Source organism: Rhodococcus ruber, assembly GCF_016804345.1.
Classification (GTDB): Bacteria; Actinomycetota; Actinomycetes; order Mycobacteriales; family Mycobacteriaceae; genus Rhodococcus; species Rhodococcus ruber.
In genome coordinates, this window is record NZ_CP044211.1 from 4,581,383 (window position 1) to 4,602,750 (window position 21,368).

Consider the following 21,368-nt stretch of genomic DNA (forward strand, 5'->3'; position numbering starts at 1 on the left):
TCTCGTCGGCGGGGCTGCTCACCTCCGGAAGGCGCCTCGATCAGCCGATGCTGAAGGGCTGCCCCCAGAGGGTGACCTGGTGGGTCGTGGTCGCGGTGTCGACCGTGACCTTGACGTAGCTGCGGGCCTGGGCGTAGCCGGCGCAACCGGTGACGCCGAGAGTCGAGTCGCCCCAGGTGACGCTGCCGCTCGCGCCCTTGAACACATTGAAGTTGCGGTGGACCTCGGCGCCCCAGGGGTCCGTCTGCGTCAGGTCGAGGACCTTGTAGTCGTAGGCCTGGTTCGGCGTCAGGGTGATGCCGGCGTTGCCCGTCACCGAGGCGCCCGCGGTCGGCGTCGAGCTGGTCGAGCTGGCACCACCGGTCAGGCCGGCCCCTGCACCGAGGTTGGCCGTCATACCGAGCTGGCAGCCGACGATGTAGCCGGGCTGGATCCGGCCACCGAGCTTGTCGACGCCCGGGCCGCTCAGTTCGACGTCGGCCTTGCCCGAAACCCACACGTTGCGGTGCAGCGGGGTCGCACCCATCGACGGCGAGATGTTGGCGGTCTCACCGCTCCGGGTGACGGTGACGGTGATGCCGTCGGGCAGCGTCTGGCTGATCGAGCCGTCCTCCAGCGGAACGAAGGTGTCGGCGTTGGCCGCACCGACGGAGGCGAATCCGATCGCGACGGCGACGGTTGCACCGACACCGGCGGTCTTGAGCGCGCGGCGCAGGCCGGTCTTGAAGCTGGTCTTCATGGTCTCTCTCTCGAGGTTCTACGCTCGTGCGAGCGAGGGTAAGGAGGGGTGGCCTGGAGGTGCTCAGCCGATGCTGAACGGCTGGCCGTACAGGGTGGTCTTTTCGTAGTCGTTACCCGGGACCTCGAGGACCGTGTACGAACGAGCCTGCGCGTAGCCGCCGCAGCCCTGAGCGTCGATCTGCGCGTCCTGGTACTGGATGGTGTACGTGCCGTCCTTCTTGATGGCCTTGCTCTCGACACGGGCGAACTTGACCTGGCCGGCGCTCATCGGCACCGAGATGTTGGCGGAACCGCCGGCGGTACCGCTGGCGCTCTCGGAGACCAGGTTCGCGGACAGACCCGCGTTGAGCCCCAGGGTGCCCGAGAGCTTGCTGATGTCCACCTGGCAGCCGACGATGTAGCCGGTGGTCAGGCGCGGGACACCGTCGGTGGAGGTGCCCTGGGTGCCGTTCGTGTTGATCGAACCGTCGGGGTTCTCGGCGATGCCGCCGTTGGACGGACCGGCCTCCGCATTGGCCGGAACACCCTTGACATCGGCGGTGACCGTACCGGACACCCAGGCCACGCGACCTGCGCCGTTGGCCGCGAGCGACGGCGAGATCAGGGCGCTCTCGGCGAACCGCTTGATGACGTTCCCGCTGGGAGCGGCGATCTCGCCGTCGGGCAGCGGCACGAAGGTGTCGGCGTTCGCCGCACCTGCGGACAGGAAGCCCAGGGCGACGGCGGCCGCTGCTGCGACACCACCGATGCGTGCGCCGCGGCGGAGGCCGGACGTGTGCTTGTTGCTCAATTCATTCCCCTACTCAGGTGTGCGGTTACCCGGGCGCCCCCGGGCACGGCTGATCACGGCCGCGGGCAGCCGCCGCGGTCGATTCGGATGTGCATTCTGGTCAGGTCGGGGCGAGATACCGGTCGGTTTCTCGCACAAGCGGATTCAGGTGTCGTTGGTGTGCCTGCCCCGAGGGGCACTGTGGACCGACACCCCCGCTCGGACCCCAGTTCGTTTCGGAACGATAACACGCCCGGTGCAAAGGGTCACTAAACAGTTACGCCTGTGTTCCAGATCACATCCGAGCACAGCCGTGTGCGGCAGAGGGGTTATCTGTGACTGGGAATCCTACTTGCGCAGAACGCAGTTCGATGATCTAGCGCAACCGCGTCGGGATGCCCGCGACGACCAACGTCACCGCCTGCGACTCGGCCGCGACCCGCGCGTTGAGCCGACCGAGCAGGTCCCGGAACAGCCGGCCGGACGCCGTCGGCGGGACCACGCCGCTGCCGACCTCGTTGCTGACCGCCACCGCCGGCACGGCACACGAACGCCACGCATCGAGCAGTTCCTCGACATCCGCCTCGACCGCGGCGAGGTCCCCACCCGACCACACGTCGTGACGGTCCAGGCGCGCGGTGAGCCAGGTCCCCAGGCAGTCGATCAGCAACGGCTCGTCCGCCTCGCGGAGCACGGCCGCCACGTCGTCGGTCTCGACCGTCGTCCACGACCGCGGCCGGCGGGCACGGTGCAGCGCGACGCGCTCGGCCCACTCCGCGTCGCCGTCGCGCGTGCCGCCCGTCGCCACGTACGTCACCGCCGGGAACGATTCGAGCAACTCCTCGGCGTGCCGCGACTTGCCGGAACGCACACCGCCGAGTACCAGAGTGCGCTGCGTCGCAGCGGCTTTGCCGGTCGTGCGTCCCACCGTCGTCACCTCACCGTCGTCGCCCGGTCGCGCCCCGCTGGCCGCCAGCCGGATCCGCAACTGCCCGACGGGCGGGTTGTGGTGGCCGAGATGCACGGCCACCACCTCCGTCCGCTCGGTCACCGCCCCGCACGCGCGCAGGGTGCGCACCGTCTCGCCGAACGCCGGCAGCGTGTGGTGCGCGGAGCCCAGATCCAGTCGGTCCCCGAACGTCTCCTCCAGGAACACCGCGTCGTAGTCCGCACCGGCGACCCGGTCGAACCACTCCATCGGCAGCGGCCCGGTGTCGCACGCCCACAACAACCGGTCACCGCCGGGGCCCTGCACGTCGTAGAGCACGGAGTCTCCCTCGCTCAGGACGCGGTGCGCGGCGGGCAGCACCCGCACCCGGTACTCCCCGACTGTCAGCACGTCCCCGGCCGCGACCGGCACGAACCGCACGGGGTCGGTGGGAGCGATCCAGTCCCGGCACTGGTCCAGCGCGTCGACTGGGCCGATCATCTCGATCTCGGAATCCGTTGCCGCCCAGGATCGGAACAGCAGCGCCTGCGGACCGAGGTGGTCGGGGTGGGAGTGGGTGAGCAGGACGTGCCGCACCCCGGCGAGCGTGCGGCCGTGGCGCAGGGCCGCGCGCGGCGCCTCGGGACCGCAGTCGAGCATGAGCACGTCGTCCACGAGTGCGGCCGTCTGCCCGCGTATCTCGCCGCGGGCGGCGGCGTCCGAGCAGGACCGGCACAGGCAGAACGGATTCGGCCAGCCGTCGGCCGCACCCGTGCCCAGCAGCAGTACCTCCATCACGGATCCTCCGATTCGACTCGGCCCGAAGAACTTCCGCGCACCGGCACGACGGCCGGACCGGAACCGGGACGGTCCAGCACCTCGACGCGCGCGCCGTACACCTCGGCGATGCGCCGGGCCGTGAGCACCTGCCGGGGCGCACCGTCGGCGACCACGCGACCGTCGGTGAGCAGTACCAGCCGTCCGCCGTACAGCGCCGCCGAGGTCAGGTCGTGCATCGCCGCGAGGACCGTGATCCCGTTCTCCGCGCGCATCGACTCCACCAGGTCCAGCACGTGCTGCTGGTGGCCGATGTCGAGGGCGCTGGTGGGTTCGTCCAGCAGCAGCACCTGCGGCTCCTGCGCGAGTGCGCGCCCGAGGACCACCCGTTGCAGCTCGCCGCCGGACAGTTCCGTCGCCGGACGGGCCGCCAGTCCGCGCAGGTCGAGCCGGTCGAGGACCGACTCGACCACGTCACGGTCGTGCGCCGACTCGGTCGCGAACCGCGGCAGGTGCGGGGTGCGGCCGAGCCGGATCAGGTCGGTGACCGTCATGCCCTCGGGCACGACGGGCCGCTGCGGCATGAGCGCCACCGTCCGGGCCATCGCCCGGCGCCCGGCGTGAGCGGGGTCCAGTCCGCCGACGCGGACCCGGCCGCTGGCGGGCACCAGTCCCGCCAGCGCGTGCAGGAGCGTGGTCTTCCCCCCACCGTTGGGCCCGACGAGGGCGATCCACTCCCCCTGCCCGACGGTCAGGTCCACCCCGTGCAGGACGGTCTTGCCGCCGCGGTCGACGCGCAGGCCCCGGCACTCGACGGCGTTCACGACACCCCTCGATGCCGGCGCAGCACCACCAGGAAGAACGGCGCGCCGACAGCCGCGGTCACCACGCCGATGGGCAGTTCGGCCGGGGACATCACGGTCCGGGCCAGCACGTCCGCCAGGACGAGGAAGGCGGCTCCCATCATCAGCGACAGCGGCAGCAGCAGCCGGTGCCCCGGTCCGACGATCAGCCGGATCGCGTGCGGCACCACGATTCCGACGAAGCCGATGAGCCCGCTGGCCCCGACCACGGCGGCAGTGCCGAGGGTCGCCACGCACACCAGGATCAGCCGGACCCGCGCCGGGTTCACCCCGAGGCTCGCGGCCTCCACGTCGCCCACCGCCATCACGTCGAGCATCCGGCGGTGCAGCAGGATGACCGCCGCGGACACCACGACGTACGGCAGGACCACGACCACGTCGGACCAGCCGTCGGTGCTGAGGCGGCCGAGCAGCCACGTGTACACCTGCCGCAGGGTGTCGTCGTAGAGCTGCTGGACGAACGTCTGCGCCGCGTTGGCGAAGGCCGCCACCGCGACGCCGGCCAGGATGATCACCACCTCCGAGCGCATCCCGCCGACACTGCGCCCGAGCGCGTACGTGGCGGCGACGGCGACGAGGCCGCCGGCGAACGCGGCGACCGGCACCCCGACGGACGCGAGCACTCCGCCGAGGGCGATCGCGAGCGTCGCGCCCAGGCCGGCGCCGCTCGACACCCCGAGCAGGTAGGGGTCGGCCAGCGGGTTGCGGAACACCCCCTGGTAGGTGGCGCCGGCGATGGCGAGCATCGCGCCGACCAGCGCACCGAGCGCCACCCGCGGCATGCGGATGTTCCACAGGATGGCCTGCTGCCGGGTCGTCAGCCCGGAGTCGACGTCGACGAAGGGCAGGGCGTCGATCAGTTCCAGGAACACGCCGCGCACGGTCAGTCCGGCGGGGCCGACGAGCACCCCGACGTGCAGCACGATCACCAGGACGAGGGCTGCCGCGCCGAGCACCAGGGCCGGATGGCGCGCGGCGCGGGTCACCGGGTGGGCTGGGCGGCGGGTTCGGCGGCAGCCACGATCGCCCCGAGGTTCCGCACGAGGTCCACGACCCGCGGTCCCCAGCGGCTGGCGACGTCCTCGTCGAGCACGTGGATCTGTCCGGACCGGACGGCCGTCAGCTCACCCCAGCCGGCGCGGGCGGCCACGGTTTCCGGGGTGACGCCGCAGCACTGCCCGTCGGCGAGGAAGATCAGGTCGGGGTCGGCGTCGAGGACGTACTCGGCGGACAGCTGCGGGTAGGCGTCGGCACCGGCGGCGTCGCCGATGGAACGCAGGCCGAGCATTTCGTAGATGCCCCCGACGAAGGTGTCGCCGGTGACGCTGTAGTAGGTGTCGTCGAGCTCGTGGTAGTAGGTCAGCGGAGCCGGGCGCGGGGGCAACCCGGCGACGACCTCGTCGATGTCGCTGCGCATCGAGGCGACGAGTTCGCCCGCGTCACCGACGTGCCCGGTGGCGGCGCCGAGCTGCTCGATCTGCGTGTACGCCTCGTCGAGAGTGGTGGCGGCCGGCAACAGGAGCGTGGGGACGCCGGCGGCCTCGAGGCCGGAGACGAGGTCGCCCACGTCGTCCATGGCCACCACGAGATCCGGTTCGTAGCCGAGCACGGCCTCGACGTTCGGTGAGTATCCGGACAGGGCGGTGACGGGCACCCCGGCGGGAAAGTCGGACTGGTCGTCGACCGCGACGACCTGGTCGCCGGCGCCGACGGCGTAGAGCATCTCGGTGGCGGTGGGACTGAGGGAGACGATCGAATCCGGGGCCGCATCGAGGGTGATCGCTCCGTCGCCGGAGCTCACGGCGACGGGGAAGCTCCCGTCCCCGGAGGGCGCGGAGGCCGGTTCGGAGCCGCCGCTCGAGGCGCACGATGCGACGAACAGGGCGAACGCGGCGAGTCCGGCGGCGAACAGCCGGCGGGCCGGCACAGTGGGGGCAGGCACAACCATCCTCCGTGAGGCGGAGGACGAAAACAGCACGGCTGCAACGATCACCGTTGCGGCACGACACCGTCCTTCGTCCGAGGACCAGTACGTGGCCGCCGCGCCGGCCGACCTGACTCGTCCGGCAGCGCGCTGCCGGCCTCACAGTTGCGGGACAGTGCCGGATTACACCGGACTTCACCGATACGCTGCGGCACCCCACCCGGAAGCGGGGTCACCGCAGCGTATCGCAGGGCTCCGGGCCCGGGGACGGCAGCCCGGGGTCCGTCAGTGCGCCGCCTCGCGCTTCTTCCGTTTCGGAATCAGGTGCGCGATCAGCACGATGATCGCGCCCACGACGAGCCCGACGAGCGCGGACACCACGGTCCCCGCGGTCCAGGACAGCACACCGCCGAAGCCGCCCTGCACGAGATCGCCGAACCAGTGTTCGAGATCGTGCAGGCGATCGGCCGGCCAGTGGAATCCGGCCTCGCCGACGTTGACGAGCAGGATGTGGCCACCGACCCACAGCATCGCGGCGATCCCGACCACGGTGAGCACCGTCATCACCTTCGGCATCGCGGCCACGAGTCCCCGGCCGACCCGTCGGCTGAACGACGACCGGCGGCCGGCGAGCGACAGGCCCACGTCGTCCATCTTCACGATCAGCGCGACCGCGCCGTACACCAGCGCGGTGATGAGGATCGCGACGACGACGAGCACCGCCAGCCGGGTGAGGAACGGTTCGTCCTCGACCGACGACAGGGAGATCACCATGATCTCGGCCGAGAGGATGAGGTCGGTGCGGATCGCGCCACCGACCATCGCCTTCTCGAACTCGGGGCCGCTCTGCGCCGCCGTCGTGTCGTCGTCGTGGTGACCGCCGGTGAGCGCTTCGTAGACCTTCTCGGCTCCCTCGAAGCACAGGAACAGGCCACCGGCGATCAACAGGTAGGGCAGCGCCTGCGGTAGGAACTGGCTCAGCAGCATCGCCACCGGCAGGATGATCAGGAGCTTGTTGCGGATCGACCCGATCGCGATCTTGCGGATGATCGGCAGTTCCCGGTCCGGGGTGAACCCGTGCACGTAGCGCGGGGTGACTGCGGTGTCGTCGACGACGACACCTGCCGCCTTGACGCCGGCCTTGCCGGCCGCGGCGCCGATGTCGTCGATGGACGCCGCGGCCGCTTTCGTCAGTGCCGCGACGTCGTCCAGCAGGGCGACGAGACCACCAGCCACGGGAACCTCCCACAGTTCGGCTGTGCAGAGCCGATCGAACGACACGCAGTTGCGGGTCGACTCTGTAACTTACCGAAGCGCGCACGAACTTACCGAAGCGCGCACGACCGCGGGGTCGGGTCTCCGGCGCTGCCCGGTCCGGCCGGTGTCGTCGCCCCGGCAGTTCCGGGCGGTGGATCGGGGCCCCGCCACGTCGACGGGGCCTCGATGCGGCTGCGGCCCTCGACCTCGCCGCCGGCTACCGCAGCGCCTGCTCGAAGTCCTCGAGCAGATCCTCCGGATCCTCGAGCCCCACCGACAGCCGCACCACGCCGTCGGACAGGCCGATCGCCGCCCGGCCGTCCGGCCCCATCGCCCGGTGCGTCGTCGTCGCCGGATGGGTGATCAGCGACTTGGCGTCGCCGAGGTTGTTGGAGATGTCGACGATGCGCAGCCCGTCGAGCAGCTCGAACGCGCGCTTCTTGCCGGCGCCTTCCGGGGCGTCCAGTTCGAAGGTGACGACCGTTCCGCCGCCGCTCATCTGGGACCGGGCCAGGTCGTACTGGGGGTGCGACTCGAGGAACGGGTACTTGACCCACCGGATCGCGGCGTGGTCCTGGAGGAACCGGGCGATCCGCTCGGCCGACTCCACCGAGTGCCGGATCCGCACCGCCATCGTCTCGAGGCCCTTGAGCAGGGTGTGGGCGTTGAACGGGCTCAGCGCCGGGCCGGTGTGGCGGATGAGGTGCTGGACCGGGCCGTCGATGTAGTCCTGCGGGCCGAGGATCGCCCCGCCGAGCACGCGACCCTGACCGTCGATGTGCTTGGTGCCCGAATACACGACGATGTCGGCGCCGAGATCGAGGCTGCGCTGCAGCAGGGGCGTGGCGAAGACGTTGTCGAGCACCACCTTGGCGCCGGCGGCGTGGGCCATTTCGGAGACCCGGCGCACGTCGACGAGGGTCTGCATCGGGTTGGACGGAGTCTCGAAGAAGACCGCCGTCGTGGGCACGGACAGGGCCTGCTCCCACTGGTCGAGGTCTTCACCGTCGACGAACACGGTCTCGACGCCCCAGCGCGGCAGGATCTCGTTGCACACCACGAAGCAGGAGCCGAACAGGCTGCGGGCCGCGACCAGCCGGTCGCCCTTGCCGAGCAGCGCCGCGAGGGCGGTGAAGACCGCCGACATGCCCGAGGCGGTGGCGTAGCAGCCCTCGGCGCCTTCGAGCAGCCGCAACCGCTCCTCGAACATCTTCACCGTCGGGTTGCCGTACCGGGAGTAGACGAAGTGGTCCACCTCGCCGGTGAACGCCTGCTCCGCGGCCTCGGCCGATTCGTAGACGAAGCCGGAATTGAGGTAGATCGCCTCGGAGGTCTCCTCGAATCCGGACCGCATGGTGCCGCCGCGCACGCCGAGCGTGGCGGGACGCACCGATGCCGGCAGCGGCCGCTCGAACGCGCCGCCCCTGGGAATTGTGCTCACGACTGCCTCCACGGCAGGCCCGCGGCCCGCCAGCCCTCGGCGCCGCGATGCCTCTCGGCATCGAGGCCGCCTTCGAATCCTTCGAGGATGTTGTACGACGGGGCCAGGCCCGCGGCGGTGGCCGCCTCCGCGGCGGCGATGGAACGCTGTCCCGAGCGACACAGGAACACGATCGGCCCGCCGGTCACGCCGGCGTCCTTCAGCTGGTCGACGAAGTGCTCGTTGCGGGCGCCGTTCGGGTAGCGCACCCACTCGACGAAGAGGGCGCGACGCCCGATGGAGGACGTCTCGGGAACCCCCACGTATTTCCATTCGGCGTCGGTACGCACATCGACGAGCACGGCGTCCGGGTTCTCGCGCAGCAGCTCCCAGGCTTGCTGCGGCGTCATATCACCTGCGTAGCTCACCGCACCAGCTTTTCACAGCTCACGGCGAGCCGACCAGGCGGGCGGGTGGTGCCGGCCGCCGGTCAGAACGTGCAGATCCGCCAGACGTCGTCGATCCGGACGAACTGCCACGTGCTGGTCTGCTCGCCGCCGGCGGACCGGGCACGCACGTCGGCGGTGGCCCGGTCGTCGTCCGTCTCGACGTTCTCGACGGCCTCGAGCTGCACCTCGCCGTCGACGCCGGCCCAGGGGGCCCGGTCGGCCGCGAGCCGGTCGCAGCGCAGCCGGTCCTGCGCGACGCGGTCGCCGGCGTTGTGGGCGCGGACGTAGTCGTCGACCGTCCGCACGACGAGTTCGGTGCCGGTGGCGCTGCGGTCCGACGGCGACACCAGCTGGGCGACGAACACCCCGACGACGAGCACCACGATGATCGCGAGTGCCGCGAGGAACGGCGTCGCGCTGCTGCGGTCCGTTTCGTCCGGGTCGGGCTCGGGTGCGCGTTCGGCTGCCATGGGGTGATCCTAGGCGGCACCGGCACGGCCCCACGCGGGCGCATTTGCCCCGATAAACCCTCTCGAGGTAGGAATTGGCCATGGCCTCTACGCACCTCGTTCGACGTCTCGCCGTCGACCTGTGTCGAGTGAGCGCCCACATGTGTTGTCGCTGAAGCGAATTCTCGTCACGCCCGGTTCGTCGCGCAGTTCTTGCCGCTCCCGCGTGCCCCCTGGCAGCCACCCCTGCCGACTCCCTTCCTCATTTAAGCTGAATCACGTCCGTCCGCACACCGAAGAGGTAGTTGACCCCTGATGACCGATCAGACTCGTCCCCTTCGCGTCGCGATCGTCGGTGCCGGCCCCGCCGGTATCTACGCCGCCGATGCGCTCATGAAGTCCGACACCGAGGTCAGCATCGACCTGTTCGAGCGGATGCCCGCGCCGTTCGGTCTCATCCGCTACGGCGTGGCGCCGGACCATCCCCGCATCAAGGGCATCATCACCGCCCTGCACAAGGTGCTCGACAAGCCCCAGGTCCGGCTGCTCGGCAACCTCGACTACGGCACCGACATCACCCTCGACGACCTGCGTCGCTTCTACGACGCGGTGATCTTCTCCACCGGCGCCAACGCCGACCGGGCCCTGAACATCCCGGGCATCGACCTCGACGGCAGCTACGGCGCCGCCGACTTCGTCTCCTGGTACGACGGCCACCCCGACGTGCCGCGCAGCTGGCCGCTCGAGGCCGAGAAGGTCGCCGTGCTCGGCGTCGGCAACGTCGCCCTCGACATCGCGCGCGTCCTCGCCAAGACCGGCGACGAGCTGCTGCCGACGGAGATCCCCGCCAACGTCTACGAGGGCCTGAAGAACAACAAGGCCGTCGAGGTGCACGTGTTCGGCCGCCGCGGTCCCGCTCAGGCCAAGTTCACGCCGCTCGAGCTGCGTGAACTCGATCACTCGCCCACCATCGAGGTCATCGTCGATCCCGAGGACATCGACTACGACGAGGGCTCGGAGGCCGCGCGCCGCAATTCCAAGCAGGTCGACATGGTCGCCAACACCCTGCAGGACTGGGCCATCCGCGACGTGGGAGACCGCCCGCACAAGCTGTTCCTGCACTTCTTCGAGTCCCCGGCCGAGATCCTCGGCGAGGACGGCAAGGTCGTGGGCCTGCGCACCGAGCGCACCGAGCTCGACGGCACCGGCAACGTCCGCGGCACCGGCCGCTTCCGCGACTGGGACGTCCAGGCCGTGTACCGGGCGGTCGGCTACCTGTCGCAGAACATCGCCAAGCTGCCGTTCGACGAGCAGGCCGGCACCGTGCCCAACGAGGCCGGACGCGTCGTCGCCGACGAGTCCGCCGAGGGTCCCGCGCGTTTCCTGCCCGCCACGTACGTCACCGGCTGGATCAAGCGCGGTCCCGTCGGACTGATCGGCCACACCAAGGGCGACGCGAACGAGACCGTCGCGAACCTGCTCGCCGACCGGGCCCACGGCCTGCTGAACACCCCCGAGGATCCGTCCGAGGACGCGATCGTCGCCTTCCTCGAGGACAAGCAGCTGCCCTACACCACCTGGCAGGGCTGGTACCGGCTCGACGCGCACGAGCGCAGCCTCGGCGAGGCCGAGGGCCGCGAGCGCGTCAAGGTCGTCGAGCGTGAGGACATGTTCCGCGCGTCCGAGCCGCACAAGGCCTGACACCCCGACCCCTGGTGGCCGAATGTCACATCGCGTCGATTCGATCGACCGGATGTGACATTCGGCCACAGTCGTACCGGGGCACGTCCGGTCAGGTGAACAGCACCGCGCCGAGCCACACGCCGGCGGCGACGAGGCCACCGAGCAGTTCGACGAGGATCGACAGCGCCACCGCCTTGGTCGCGTGCACGGTCGACACCCAGGCGTCACGGTGGGTGCGGTGCCGCTGCACCTCGGACAGGTAGGTGCCGAGCAGGAACCCGAGCAGCAGCCCGATCACGGGAACGACGAAGAACCCGACGATGCCGAGCAGGCCGCCGGCGACGATCGACCGCGTCGGCACCCCGGCCCGTCGCATCCGGCCGCCCGGCCAGGTGTACTTCACGATGCCGGTCACCAGCAAGGCCGTCGTCGCGACGGCGAACACCGTCCACGCGACGGTGCCGCCGGTGAGCCACGCCCACACCGCGATCGCCCCGAAGATCAACAGGGTGCCCGGCAGGATCGGCACGACGATGCCGACGAGGCCGACGAGGACGGCCAGACCGACGAGCACCTCCGCCCCGGCGGTCACGGTGCGACCGCCCGCACGCGAGCGGCCGCCTCGACCGCGCGGGCCCGCGCGGTCTCGACGTCGGGACCGGTGGACACCGCCACCCCCATGCGACGCCGGACGAACGACTCGGGCTTGCCGAACAGCCGCAGGTCGGTGTCGGGCACCGACAGCGCGTCGGCGACGCCCTCGAAGACGACGCCGGCGGCCTCGAGGCCGCCGTAGATCACCGCGGACGCCCCGGGCGCGAGGAGTGCGGTGTCGACGGGCAGGCCCAGGATCGCGCGGGCGTGCAGCTCGAACTCGGAGTACCGCTGCGAGCGCAGCGTCACCAGGCCGGTGTCGTGCGGGCGGGGGCTCACCTCGGAGAAGTACACGTCGTCGCCCGCGACGAACAGTTCCACCCCGAAGACGCCGCGGCCGCCGAGCGCGCCGGTCACCGTCGCCGCGATCTCCCGGGACCGGGCCAGGGCCCGCTCGCTCATCGGCTGGGGCTGCCAGGACTCGACGTAGTCGCCGGCGCGCTGCAGGTGCCCGATCGGTTCGCAGAAGTACGTCTCGACCTGCCCCGACGGTCCGACGGCGCGGACGGTGAGCTGGGTGATCTCGTACTCGAAGTCGACGAATCCCTCGACGATGACCTGGCCGAGGTCGACGCGCCCGCCGGCGAGCGCGTAATCCCAGGCGGCGGGGATCTCGTCGGGTGTGCGGACCGTGGACTGGCCCTTGCCGGACGAGGACATCACGGGCTTGATCACGCACGGGAACCCGACCTCGGCCGCCGCGGCGCGGACCTCGTCGAGGGATTCGGCGAAGCGGTACGGGGAGGTGGGCAACCCGAGTTCCTCCGCGGCGAGGCGCCGGATGCCCTCCCGGTTCATCGTCAGCCGGGTGGCCCGCGCGGTCGGGATGACCTCGGCGAGACCGCGTTCCTCGACGACGGCGAGCGCGTCGGTGGCGATCGCCTCGATCTCGGGCACGACCAGGTGGGGTTGCTCGGCTTCGACGAGTGCGAGCAGGGCTTGCGGGTCGTTCATGTCGACGGTGTGCGCGCGGTGCGCCACCTGATGCCCGGGCGCGTTCGGGTACCGGTCCACCGCGATGACCTCGACACCGAGCCGCTGCAGCGCGATGACCACCTCCTTGCCCAGCTCACCCGCACCGAGGAGCATGACGCGCAGGGCGCCGGGAGTCAGCGGGGTACCGATTCGTGGTGAGACCATGGGGGGACTATATGTGCCCCTCAGGTCGCACCCGGAGGTCGCGATGGACGTCGCCGAACCGAATCTCGAGTCGGACACCGGACGGTTCTTCACCACGGCCGGGATCGATCCCGCCGACGAGATGGACTGGCAGCGGCGCGACGCCCGCATCGTCCACCACGGCACCGGCGCGGTGGTGTTCGAACAGCGCGACGTCGAGTTCCCCGCCGCCTGGTCGCAGAACGCGACCGACATCGTCGCGCAGAAGTACTTCCGCGGCGCTCCGGGCACCGCCGCCCGGGAACGGTCGCTGCGCGACGTCGTCGCGCGCATCGTGGACACGATCACCGCGTGGGGCGCGGCCGACGGCCACCTCGACGACCCGGAGGCGTTCGCCGCCGAGCTGACCTACCTGGTCCTGACGCAGCGGGCGTCGTTCAACAGCCCCGTGTGGTTCAACATCGGGGTGCCCGACACTCCGCAGCAGGCCAGCGCGTGCTTCATCCTGTCGGTCGAGGACAGCATCGATTCGATCCTCGAGTGGTACCGGCAGGAGGCGGTGATCTTCAAGGGCGGGTCGGGCGCGGGGGCGAATCTGTCGCGCATCCGGTCGTCGGCCGAGCCGCTGGCCGGTGGGGGCACCGCGTCGGGCCCGGTGAGTTTCATGCGCGGCGCCGACGCCTCGGCGGGCACCATCAAGTCCGGCGGCAAGACGCGCCGGGCCGCGAAGATGGTGATCCTCGACGTCGGCCATCCCGACGTCGAGGAGTTCGTCGACTGCAAGGCGATCGAGGAACGCAAGGCGCGGGTGCTCGCGAAGGCCGGGTTCGACATGGGGCTCGACGGTCGCGACATCCATTCGGTGCAGTACCAGAACGCCAACAACTCGGTGCGGGTGAGCGACGAGTTCATGCAGGCCGTCGCGGACGGCGCCGAGTGGCCGCTGCGCGCGGTCACCACCGGTGCGACGGTGCGCACGGTGCCCGCCCGCGACCTGTTCCACCGGATCGCCGCCGCCGCCTGGGAGTGTGCCGATCCGGGGTTGCAGTTCGACACCACCGTCAACCGCTGGCACACCGCGGCCGCGACGGGCCGGATCAACGGATCGAATCCGTGTTCGGAGTACATGCACCTGGACGACTCGGCGTGCAACCTGGCGAGCCTGAACCTGCTGGCGTTCCTGCGCGACGACGGCACGTTCGACGTCGCCGGGTTCCGGCACGCCGTCGCGGTGGTGCTGACCGGCCAGGAGATCCTCGTGAGCCGCGCCGACTACCCCACCGACCGCATCGCGGAGACGTCGCGGCGGTTCCGGCAGCTCGGCCTCGGCTACGCCAATCTCGGGGCGCTGCTGATGGCGCTGGGGCTGCCCTACGACAGTGACGCCGGCCGGGCCTACGCCGCGGCCCTGACGGCCCTGATGACCGGGCACGCGTACGCGGTCTCGGCGCGGATGGCTCGTCGGCTCGGGCCGTTCGAGGGATTCGCCGAGAACCGGGAGCACACCCTCGCGGTGCTGGCTCGTCATCGCGGCGCCGTCGACGACATCGACGAACAACTCGCGCCCGCCGGCATTCTCGCCGCGGCGCGGGAGGACTGGGACGCGGCGTGCGCGCTCGCCCAGGCACACGGGGTCCGCAACAGCCAGGTGACGGTCCTCGCGCCGACCGGCACGATCGGCCTCGCCATGGACTGCGACACCACCGGTATCGAACCCGATCTGGCGCTGGTGAAGACGAAGAAGCTGGTCGGCGGCGGGACGCTGTCCATCGTCAATCGCACGGTGCCGCGGGCCCTGTCCCGGCTCGGCTATCCCCCGGATCGGGTGGCCGAGCTGCTCACGCACATCGACACGCACCGCACGGTCGTCGGCGCGCCGCAGTTGCGGGCCGAGCATCTGCCGGTGTTCGCAACCTCCATGGGCGACAACGTGATCGCACCGCGCGGACACGTACTGATGATGGCCGCGGTGCAACCCTTCCTCTCGGGCGCGATCTCGAAGACCGTGAACCTGCCGGAGGCGGCGACCGTGGCCGACATCGAGGAGTTGTTCCTCGACGCGTGGCGGCTCGGACTCAAGGCGATCGCGGTGTATCGCGACAACTGCAAACTGGGACAACCACTGTCGGCCACGGCCGCGCCGCGCGCGACGACGGTGCCCCGGCCGCGGCGGGAACGGCTGCCCCGGTTGCGCCGGTCGCGCACCTTCGAGTTCCGCGTCGCGGACTGCAAGGGCTTCGTCACCGTGGGCCAGTACGACGACGGCCGTCCGGGCGAGATGTTCCTGCGGGTGGCAAAGCAGGGCTCGACCCTGGCCGGGATCATGGACGCGTTCTCGATGGCGGTGAGTTACGGCCTGCAGTACGGGGTTCCGTTGCGCACGTTCGTCAACGCGTTCACGAGCACCCGATTCGAGCCGGCGGGCATCACTGACGATCCGGACCTGCGGATCGCGACGTCGATCCTGGACTACATCTTCCGGCGCCTGGCGGTGGAGTACCTCGACGCGGACGAGCGGGCCGAACTCGGCATCCGCACCGGCGCCGAACGCAGCGAGCCCGCCGCCGAGGTCGTCGTGGACACGCGCCAGGGACGCGCCCGCGGCAGCGACGCGCCGTACTGCATGCAGTGCGGGGTGCAGATGCAGCGTTCCGGCTCCTGCCACGCGTGTCCGTCGTGCGGAAACACCAGCGGGTGCAGCTGACGAGGCGGCGACCCCGCCCGGGTGTGCCTAGCCGGCGACCTCCATCAGCGACAGGACGTTGCCGTGCGGGTCGCGGAACCATGCGACCCGCATGCCCTCGGGCGAGGTCCACGCGTCGTGGTCGTCCTGGTCCATTCCGTTGTAGCGGACGAACTCGACACCCTTGGCCCGCAGGGCGTCGACGGTCGCGTCCAGGTTCGGCACCCGCCACCCCAGCGCGGTGTAGCCGGTGTCGGAGCGGGACTGCACCAACGTCACCCGGACCGGTGCGCCACCGCCACCGTCGAGAATCAGCGTGAAATGGTCCCGGGACAGCTTCTCGAAACCGAGCGTGTCGACGTAGAACATCTCCGAGATGTCGAGGTCGGTACTGGGCAGGAAGCTCACGAGCTGACCGCTGATCGTCATGGGCTCCACTGTGCGCCTCGCCTCGCGGCCAGGCAAGGACGCGACAATCCGAGCGTGGCGGGCCCGGAGTACTAGCATCTGCGACATGAGCACCTCCGAGATCGCGACCGTCCTGGCCTGGCACGACGCCGTCAACTCCAACGACATCGAGACCCTGCTGGCGCTGTCGAGCGACGACATCGTGCTGCCCACCGGCGACGACGACGAGGACCAGGGCCTCGACGAGTTGCGCGAGTGGGCGACGACGGCGGGCGTGACGTTCCGGCCGGGCCGGATGTTCGTGCACGAGGGCATCGTCGTCGTCGAGGAGACCGCGACGTGGGCGGCCGATCCGGAGCACCCGCGTAGTGAAGCGATCGCGTTCCGCGTGGTGGGCGACCACGTGGTCTCGGTGTACCGGCACGACACGCTCGAGGAGGCGTTCGAGGCCACTCGCCTCAACGAGGGTGATCTGTACGAGGGATAGGGCACGCCGTGACCCTCGGCACACCCTAACGATCGCTAAGGTAGCCTCCTCGGGGAATGGTCCCAACGCACCCGAGTGAGGTTCGACGAGTGTCCGCTGAAGCTGTTGAGAAGAAGGGTCCGCTCGCGGGTATCCGCGTCGTCGAGTTCGCGGGTCTCGGTCCCGGCCCGCACGCCGCGACACTGCTCGCCGACCTCGGCGCCGACGTCGTCTGCGTGCAGCGTCCGGGTCTGATTCCGCCCGCCGGGCACCGCGACCAGATCCAGCGCGGCCGCCGCGTCGTCGAGGCCGACCTCAAGGATCCCGAGCAGGTCGAGAAGGTGCTCGGGCTGATCGAACGCGCCGACGTGCTCATCGAGGGCTTCCGCCCGGGGGTCACCGAGCGCATGGGCCTCGGCCCGGACGTCGCGCTGGCCCGCAATCCGCGCCTGGTGTACGGCCGGATGACCGGATGGGGGCAGGAGGGGCCGCTCGCCCACGCCGCCGGGCACGACATCAACTACATCTCGCTGACCGGTGTGCTGCACGCCGTCGGACGCAAGGGTGAGCGGCCGGTGCCGCCGCTGAACATGGTCGGTGACTTCGGCGGCGGCTCGATGTTCCTGATCTTCGGCATCCTCTCCGCCCTCGTCGAACGCCAGAGTTCCGGCAAGGGACAGGTCGTCGACGCCGCGATGGTCGACGGCGCGCTCGCGCTCTCGCACATGATGTGGGCGTTCCGCGGCCGCGGCGTGTGGTCGGACGAGCGCGGCGTGAACCTTCTCGACACCGGCGCACCGTTCTACGACGTGTACGAGACCGCCGACGGCAGGTACATGGCGGTGGGCTCGATCGAGCCGCAGTTCTACGCGCTGCTGCTGCAGGGTCTCGAGCTCGACCCGGCCGAGCTGCCGCAGCAGCTCGACACGTCGGCGTGGCCGCAGATGAAGAAGCTGTTCACGGAGAAGTTCCTGTCCAAGACTCGCGACGAGTGGGCCGCGATCTTCGACGGCACCGACGCGTGCGTCTCCCCCGTGCTCACGTTCGGCGAGGCCCCGGCCAACCCGCACATCGCGGCCCGCGGCTCGCTGATCGAGCTCGACGGCGTCACCCAGCACGCCCCGGCGCCCCGCTTCTCCCGCACCCCGGCCGGCGCCCCCACCCCCCCGGCCGGCGAGGCCACCGACATCGACTCCGTCTGGCGCTAGGCAGCGAAGCTGCCGGTGTGTCCTTTGGGCGGCCAGGGCCGCCCAAAGGACACACCGGCGCCGCAGGCGCCTACAGGAGATGCACGGCGCCCGTGTCCACGGCCTCGTGCAGGAACGCCGGGGACACGTCCGGGCGGCCGGCGCGGCCCCTGCCTGCGGTGAGCTCGTCCGCGAGGCGGCGCGCGACGTCGAGTACGAGCGGGCCGCCGTCGGGCAGGAACCGGTGCAGGCCCGCTCGTTCGCATCGCGCGGCGACGGAGGCCAGCAGGGTCACCGCCTCCTCGTGCCGTCCGGCCGCGGCCAGGCACGCCACCTCGAGTCGCTCCGCGCGCAACAGCCTCCGCTCCCGGCGGCTGCCGCGCAGCAGCTGCACCCACTCGCCGGCCCACCGGCACGCCAGTTCGGTGTTCTCCGGTGTGGGGTCGGCCAGCAGCAACCGGATGGCCGTGGTCTCCTCGAACTGCGCTGTCCAGGCCGCCGTGCCGTGGTCCGGTCGCGGACGCGTGCCGTAGGACACCGGTGGCGGCGGCGCCACCCCCGGCAACGGCCCGAGCCCGAGCCGGACCCGTTCGTTCTCCACGACAGCCGCCAGCCGCTCCAGGTCCATGACGGCGGCCGCGCGGCCGCCGTCCGCCAGTCGCGACACCACCGCGTCGCGGTCGCCGCGCACGGCCTTGAGCCGCGCACCGACGACGTACCGCGAGATCTTGAAGTCCACGACCCCGCCCTCGGACCCGAGGGCGTAGCCGTCGTCGAGCAGCCGTTCGGCCTCGTCGAGTTCGCCTCGTTCGTAGAGCAGCTCGCCGAGGATCGACCCGGCCAGCATCGCCGCCGACGAGTGCCGGCCGGCGCCCCGGCGCGCCGCCCGCAGACCCGCCCGGAAGTGCTCCTCGGCGCCGGCGACGTCGAGCTGTTCGATCGCCGCGAGGCCCAGCAGGGCGCGGCCGTGCATGAGGTTGTAGGGCCCCTCGTTGAGGTCGTGATACGGCTGGGCCAGCTGTTGCAGCCGAACCACCTCGTCGTAGTCCGCGCGGTAGACCGCAGCGAACGTGGCGACGTTGAGCCCGGACGCGATCACCAGCGGCGGCAGCGTGTCGGCCCGGGCCAGGCAGTGCTCGACGAGATCGTCGGCGCGTTCCATGCGGTCGCACCGCAGGTCGACGACGCCGCGCACGACCTCCACCTCGACGGCGATGTCGGCCGCCTCCTCGGCGTCCGTGCCGGAGTCCGCGACCGCCGCCTCGACCACCTCCAGCGCGCGCAGCGCCGGTGCCGAGCGGTGCAGCAGGATGTTGGCCCACGCGATGGACAGTTGCAGGTGGATCCGGCCCGAGGCGGCCCGGCGCGGCAGCTTGGCGACGAGGCCGAGCAGGGTGGTCGCATGGCCGTGTTCGAGCAGCCGGCGCCCGTTCTCCTCGACGAGATCCGTCGCGCGGTCCTCGTCCCCCGCGGCGAGGGCATGGTCGACGGCCTCACCTACCATGGCATGGCTCTCGAACCATTCGGACGCGGTCCGGTGCAGGGCCGGGATGCGTTCGGGGTGTTCGCGTTCGAGCCGTTGCCGGAGGAATTCGGCGAACAGCGGCTGATACCGGAACCAGCGGCCGTCCTCGTCGATCCGGTGCAGGAACAGATCCCGCTCCTCGATGCTCTCGAGGAGCGCCTGGCCACGTTCGTGCCCGGTGAGGGCGGTGGCGAGGCTGCCGCAGATGCGTTCGGTGATCGAGGAGGCGAGCAGGAACTCGACGTCGGCCGGGGGCAGGGAGGCGAGCACGTTCTCGGCGAGGAACTCGCCGATCGCCCGGTGCCGGCCGGACAGATGTGAGATCAGCTCCTCCGGGTCGTCGCGCCCGCGCAGCGACATCGCCGCGAGCTGCAGGGCCGCCGCCCACCCGTCGGTCGCGGCGGTCAGGTCGGCGACCTCGTCGTCGTCGAGGTCGAGGCCGGCGAGGTCGACGAGGAACACGCGGGCCTCGTCCACGTCGAAACGCAGTTGCTCGTAGTCGATCTCGACGAGTTCGTCGCGCACCCGCATCCGGCTGGTGGGCAGGCCCGAGCGGGTGCGCCCGACGACGACGAGTTGCAGATGGTGGCAGGCGTTGTCCAGCAGGAACGCCATCGCGGCGACCGTCGCGGGATCCGTCACCCGATGCCAGTCGTCGATGATGACGACGAGTCGTTCACCGGCCTCGTGGATTTCGTCGACGAGCGAGGTGAGCACGTAGCGTTCCGCCTCGTCCCCGTGTTCGTCGAGCACCTGGCCGAGTTCGCGTGCGAGCGACGGCCGGACCTGCCGGATGGATTCGACGAGATGCGTCAGGAACCACACCACGTTGTTGTCGTCGTGGTCGACGTTGAGCCAGGCGACGGGCACGTCCTTCTCGGTGAGCACGTAGCGCCACTGCAGGGCCAGCATGGTCTTGCCGAATCCCGGTGGCGAGTGGATGGCGGTCAGTTTCCGTCGCTGGTCCGCGTCGAGGATCGACAGCAGGCGCCGGCGCGGCACCAGCCGGCGCGGCGTCGACGGCGGCCGGAACCGCGTGGCCGGAGCCGGCGGGGTGGTCGCGCGCACACCGGACCGGTAGGTGCCCCGTCGCTCCGCCACGGACGGCGACGGATGGTGACCGGACTCCGAACCCGGCTCGAGTTCCCCGGCTACGGGCAGTTCGTCGACCGGCAGCCCCTCGTCCGCCTGCACCTCGCGCAGCATCTCCCCGAACTCGGCGGCGCTCGCGGGCCGGGTCTGCGGGTCCACCGACATGGCGCGTTCGATCGCCGACGAGAGCGCATCCGGGATCCCCCGCTCCCGCAGGTCCGGAACGGGCTGGGTGGTCACCCGGACGAACTGCGCCACGACCCGCTCGCCGCTGCGCCGTTCGAACGCCGCGTGTCCGGTGAGCACGCAGAACAGCGTGGCGCCGAGACTGTAGACGTCCGAGGCCGGTGTGGGCGCACGTCCGCTGAGCACCTCGGGGGCGGTGAAGGCCGGCGACCCGGTCACCTCGCCCGTCGCCGTCTCGAAGCCGCCGCTCACGCGTGCGATGCCGAAATCCGTGAGCTGCGGCTCGCCGAACTCGGTGAGCAGGATGTTGCCCGGCTTGATGTCGCGGTGCAGGATGCCGGCGCGGTGGCCCGTTTCGAGGGCGCCGGCCAGCTTGATGCCGATGCGCAGCACCTCCGGCCACGGCACGGGGCCGGCACTGCGCAGTTGCGCGTCGAGCGAATCGCGCGAGTGGTACTGCATCACGAGGTACGGGCGTCCCGTTCGGGTGGTGCCGACCTGCATGACGTTGACGATGTTCGGGTGCCCGGACAGCCGGCCCATCGCGCGCTGCTCCCGCAGGAAGCGTTCGAGATTGTCGGGGTCCATGTGGGAGGTGAGGACCTTCACCGCGACCGGACGGTCGAGTGCGGTCTCGTAGCAGCGGTAGACGACCCCGAAACCGCCGCGCCCGATCTCACGCGCGTCGTCGAATCCGGCGTCGGCCAGCTCGGCGGCGAGGTCGACCCCGACGTCGCGTTGCGTCGCGTACGGATCGTGTTCGGCCACAGTAACTCTCGCATCCGTCC

The 21,368-nt window shown here is 70.9% G+C and carries 18 protein-coding genes and 1 riboswitch; of the genes, 4 read left to right on the forward strand and 14 right to left on the reverse strand.

Features of this window, described 5'->3' with window-relative positions:
* Positions 1-40 precede the first annotated feature (40 nt).
* From F1734_RS21055 to F1734_RS21100, 10 genes are all read right to left on the reverse strand, one after another.
* Positions 41-739 (reverse strand): MspA family porin, encoded by a 699-nt coding sequence (locus F1734_RS21055; protein ID WP_048772159.1) that lies wholly within the window; start codon positions 737-739, stop codon positions 41-43.
* A 63-nt stretch (positions 740-802) separates the two neighbouring features.
* Entirely contained in the window at positions 803-1,531 is a 729-nt protein-coding gene (locus F1734_RS21060) for an MspA family porin (RefSeq protein ID WP_048772156.1), read from the reverse strand.
* 355 nt (positions 1,532-1,886) lie between these two features.
* A complete protein-coding gene (locus tag F1734_RS21065; protein ID WP_203011005.1) occupies positions 1,887-3,233 on the reverse strand; it encodes a bifunctional adenosylcobinamide kinase/adenosylcobinamide-phosphate guanylyltransferase in 1,347 nt (448 codons plus the stop codon).
* On the reverse strand, positions 3,233-4,039 hold the full coding sequence (locus F1734_RS21070) for an ABC transporter ATP-binding protein (RefSeq protein ID WP_017680700.1): 807 nt from the start codon (positions 4,037-4,039) through the stop codon (positions 3,233-3,235). Before F1734_RS21070 ends, F1734_RS21065 begins: the two co-directional genes overlap by 1 nt.
* Positions 4,036-5,064, reverse strand: a complete 1,029-nt coding sequence (locus F1734_RS21075) for a FecCD family ABC transporter permease (RefSeq protein ID WP_017680701.1) — start codon at positions 5,062-5,064, stop codon at positions 4,036-4,038. The genes F1734_RS21070 and F1734_RS21075 overlap by 4 nt, the downstream gene beginning before the upstream one ends.
* Positions 5,061-6,020, reverse strand: coding sequence for an ABC transporter substrate-binding protein (locus tag F1734_RS21080; protein WP_420803897.1), 960 nt, complete (start codon positions 6,018-6,020; stop codon positions 5,061-5,063). The genes F1734_RS21075 and F1734_RS21080 overlap by 4 nt, the downstream gene beginning before the upstream one ends.
* 85 nt (positions 6,021-6,105) lie before the next feature.
* Positions 6,106-6,248, reverse strand: a riboswitch (cobalamin riboswitch).
* A 39-nt stretch (positions 6,249-6,287) separates the two neighbouring features.
* Positions 6,288-7,238 carry a DUF808 domain-containing protein gene (locus tag F1734_RS21085; RefSeq protein WP_026137749.1) on the reverse strand — a complete coding sequence of 317 codons (951 nt, stop codon included), beginning with the start codon at positions 7,236-7,238 and terminating at the stop codon, positions 6,288-6,290.
* Positions 7,239-7,476: 238 nt separating this feature from the next.
* Complete coding sequence (locus F1734_RS21090) at positions 7,477-8,700, reverse strand: O-succinylhomoserine sulfhydrylase (RefSeq protein WP_010593167.1); 1,224 nt, start codon at positions 8,698-8,700, stop codon at positions 7,477-7,479.
* Positions 8,697-9,107, reverse strand: coding sequence for a rhodanese-like domain-containing protein (locus tag F1734_RS21095; RefSeq protein ID WP_010593168.1), 411 nt, complete (start codon positions 9,105-9,107; stop codon positions 8,697-8,699). The genes F1734_RS21090 and F1734_RS21095 overlap by 4 nt, the downstream gene beginning before the upstream one ends.
* 62 nt (positions 9,108-9,169) lie before the next feature.
* On the reverse strand, positions 9,170-9,598 hold the full coding sequence (locus tag F1734_RS21100) for an Rv0361 family membrane protein (protein ID WP_010593169.1): 429 nt from the start codon (positions 9,596-9,598) through the stop codon (positions 9,170-9,172).
* 294 nt (positions 9,599-9,892) lie between these two features.
* Here F1734_RS21100 and F1734_RS21105 point away from each other — a divergent pair, with 294 nt between their 5' ends.
* Positions 9,893-11,278, forward strand: a complete 1,386-nt coding sequence (locus tag F1734_RS21105) for an FAD-dependent oxidoreductase (protein ID WP_010593170.1) — start codon at positions 9,893-9,895, stop codon at positions 11,276-11,278.
* 91 nt (positions 11,279-11,369) lie between these two features.
* Here F1734_RS21105 and F1734_RS21110 read toward each other — a convergent pair whose 3' ends face one another.
* Together F1734_RS21110 and purT are read right to left on the reverse strand one after the other, a co-directional pair.
* A complete protein-coding gene (locus tag F1734_RS21110; protein WP_010593171.1) occupies positions 11,370-11,852 on the reverse strand; it encodes a DUF456 domain-containing protein in 483 nt (160 codons plus the stop codon).
* Positions 11,849-13,054, reverse strand: coding sequence for a formate-dependent phosphoribosylglycinamide formyltransferase (gene purT, locus F1734_RS21115; RefSeq protein ID WP_048772145.1), 1,206 nt, complete (start codon positions 13,052-13,054; stop codon positions 11,849-11,851). Before purT ends, F1734_RS21110 begins: the two co-directional genes overlap by 4 nt.
* Before the next feature lie 43 nt (positions 13,055-13,097).
* Between purT and F1734_RS21120 the strand changes: the two genes are divergently transcribed.
* The gene (locus F1734_RS21120) at positions 13,098-15,737 is read left to right on the forward strand and encodes a vitamin B12-dependent ribonucleotide reductase (protein WP_010593173.1); all 2,640 of its coding nucleotides are present in this window, start codon (positions 13,098-13,100) and stop codon (positions 15,735-15,737) included.
* 27 nt (positions 15,738-15,764) lie between these two features.
* On the opposite strand, the gene F1734_RS21125 is transcribed toward F1734_RS21120, so the two are convergent.
* Positions 15,765-16,145 carry a VOC family protein gene (locus tag F1734_RS21125; RefSeq protein ID WP_010593174.1) on the reverse strand — a complete coding sequence of 127 codons (381 nt, stop codon included), beginning with the start codon at positions 16,143-16,145 and terminating at the stop codon, positions 15,765-15,767.
* 85 nt (positions 16,146-16,230) lie between these two features.
* Here F1734_RS21125 and F1734_RS21130 point away from each other — a divergent pair, with 85 nt between their 5' ends.
* Entirely contained in the window at positions 16,231-16,611 is a 381-nt protein-coding gene (locus F1734_RS21130; RefSeq protein WP_006945477.1) for a nuclear transport factor 2 family protein, read from the forward strand.
* 89 nt (positions 16,612-16,700) lie between these two features.
* The gene (locus tag F1734_RS21135; RefSeq protein ID WP_010593175.1) at positions 16,701-17,798 is read left to right on the forward strand and encodes a CaiB/BaiF CoA transferase family protein; all 1,098 of its coding nucleotides are present in this window, start codon (positions 16,701-16,703) and stop codon (positions 17,796-17,798) included.
* A gap of 70 nt (positions 17,799-17,868) precedes the next feature.
* On the opposite strand, the gene F1734_RS21140 is transcribed toward F1734_RS21135, so the two are convergent.
* Entirely contained in the window at positions 17,869-21,348 is a 3,480-nt protein-coding gene (locus F1734_RS21140; protein ID WP_203011007.1) for a serine/threonine-protein kinase, read from the reverse strand.
* Positions 21,349-21,368 lie beyond the last annotated feature (20 nt).

Bases quoted from the DNA above. Each gene is read 5' to 3' on its own strand.
- F1734_RS21105 (WP_010593170.1), top strand. From the start codon at position 9,893: ATGACCGATCAGACTCGTCCCCTTCGCGTCGCGATCGTCGGTGCCGGC.
- F1734_RS21065 (WP_203011005.1), bottom strand. From the start codon at position 3,233: ATGGAGGTACTGCTGCTGGGCACGGGTGCGGCCGACGGCTGGCCGAAT.
- F1734_RS21125 (WP_010593174.1), bottom strand. From the start codon at position 16,145: ATGACGATCAGCGGTCAGCTCGTGAGCTTCCTGCCCAGTACCGACCTC.
- F1734_RS21130 (WP_006945477.1), top strand. From the start codon at position 16,231: ATGAGCACCTCCGAGATCGCGACCGTCCTGGCCTGGCACGACGCCGTC.
- F1734_RS21100 (WP_010593169.1), bottom strand. From the start codon at position 9,598: ATGGCAGCCGAACGCGCACCCGAGCCCGACCCGGACGAAACGGACCGC.
- purT (WP_048772145.1), bottom strand. From the start codon at position 13,054: ATGGTCTCACCACGAATCGGTACCCCGCTGACTCCCGGCGCCCTGCGC.
- F1734_RS21055 (WP_048772159.1), bottom strand. From the start codon at position 739: ATGAAGACCAGCTTCAAGACCGGCCTGCGCCGCGCGCTCAAGACCGCC.
- F1734_RS21120 (WP_010593173.1), top strand. From the start codon at position 13,098: ATGGACGTCGCCGAACCGAATCTCGAGTCGGACACCGGACGGTTCTTC.